The organism is Streptomyces sp. BE303 (assembly GCF_036290945.1).
Classification (GTDB): Bacteria; Actinomycetota; Actinomycetes; order Streptomycetales; family Streptomycetaceae; genus Kitasatospora.
The window spans coordinates 1-1,620 of record NZ_JAQYWZ010000084.1 but is presented as its reverse complement, the minus strand read 5'-3'; the positions used below and the strand labels follow the sequence as shown (position 1 = coordinate 1,620).

Genomic DNA, 1,620 nt, shown 5'->3' with positions numbered 1-1,620 from the left:
CTTGTGATTTATCCGGTGCGGCGGGGTTTGGTGCCGACCTTGTGATGAGCCGGTCGGCGGTAGGGCTCGCCGGTGGCCAGGAGCAGGCCCACGTCGTAGCGGTTCGCGGGGCGGCGGTTCTTGGAGCCGGGCGGGCGCCCGGGGCCGGGGCGGGTGGGTTTCGGCACTGCGGCCGGTGTTGAGGTTCTGGCGTGGAGGTGTCGGAACCCGCGTCGGACCCGTGCCGGGGTGAGCTTGTTCGGTTCGGCCGGCTTCTCCCAGGGCCGCCGCAGGTCGGTGGTCAGGGAGCGGGCGAGGCGGAGCTGGGTGCAGGCGGCAACGATCAGCCAGGTCCAGCGGTCCGCCGCCTCGGCTTCCCGCAGCCTCGGAGCGGTCCAGCCGAGCGTCTGCTTGATCATCCTGAAGAAGTGCTCGATGTCGAACCTGCGCAGGAACGCCTGCCAGGCCAGGTCGGTCTCCGTGGGTCCGGCCGTGGGCCGTGACCACCACAGCCACAGCGGCTTGGGGTCGCCGCCGCTGGGCAGGTGGTCGACCTGAAGCCGGACGACGGTGCCCTCGATGACCGGGAGCTGGCCGGGGTGGTCGCGCCAGGCGGCGCGTCCTTGCAGCTCCGGGTGGAGCCGGTCCCAGCTCCGGGCGTGGGCGGTGCCGTAGCGGGTGGTCTCCGTCTTCGTCTCCGTGTCCGGGGCGCCCCAGGTCCTGGCGTCCTTGAAGATGAACTCGCTGCCGTGCTTGGGCGGCCGCCCGCCAGCCGGGTTGGCCGCGGCGAACTCCGCGCGGGTCGGTGCCGGGCGGCGCATCACCCGGTCCGAGCGCAGACGGCCCAGGATCTCGATGGGCAGGTCGCGCAGCAGCCAGGCCAGCCGCATCACGTCGTAGCCGGCGTCGGCCACGATCAACACGGCCGGGTCGCCGATCGTCCACTGCCCGGCGGAGATCAACCGGCCTACCACGTCCCGGAGTTGGGCTGCGGTGACGGCCGCGATGTCGGCGCCGGGCTCCAGCCGCACCACGTCCAGCGGGGCGACCCATGAGGTCCGGCCCGATTCCAGGGCGACGACCCACGAGTAGGGCCAGCCCGGGATCATCTGGTGCCTGGCGTCGCCCCGGCCGTAGGTGTGGCAGAACGAACGGGCGTCGCTCGTGTCGGCGTCGGGCCGCAGCCACGGCGAGACGTCCACGGCCAGCACCAGGCGTCCGTCGGCGGCGCGCGGCAGCGGCAGGCCGGCCAGCTCGGCCCGCAGTCGCTCGACGTCCACCCGGCCGCGGTTCAGCGCGCCGTACAGGGCGCCGTGCCCGCGCCGGTGCTCGGGGGCGAGCGCCAGGCCGACCAGGGTCTTCACCGGGCCGTCGGTGCACAGCACGGCGTCGGTGAGCTCGAACAGCGCGTCGCGCCGCCCGGTCAGACAGTCGTAGAAGACCCCCCGGAAGCGTGACAGTTCAGCGAACGGCTCGCCCTGCACACCCTGTTCCACCACACTCATCACAGCGGCCTTCGCGTCAAGTCCTGTGCCTCTTGGTCGAGTTCAGGATCACGCGAAGGCCGCTCCCGTGTCCCGTGATCACCCGGACGAGTGATCACCGAGTCGGCCTGTTCGAGCCCGATGGATAAATCACAAG

1 protein-coding gene is annotated in these 1,620 nt (G+C 72.1%); it reads right to left on the bottom strand.

Translation table 11 applies throughout. From position 1 onward, the window contains the following. Window positions 1–8 precede the first annotated feature (8 nt). On the bottom strand, window positions 9–1,484 hold the full coding sequence (locus tag PUR56_RS00325) for an NF041680 family putative transposase (protein WP_329877263.1): 1,476 nt from the start codon (window positions 1,482–1,484) through the stop codon (window positions 9–11). Between the last annotated feature and the right edge of the window lie 136 nt (window positions 1,485–1,620).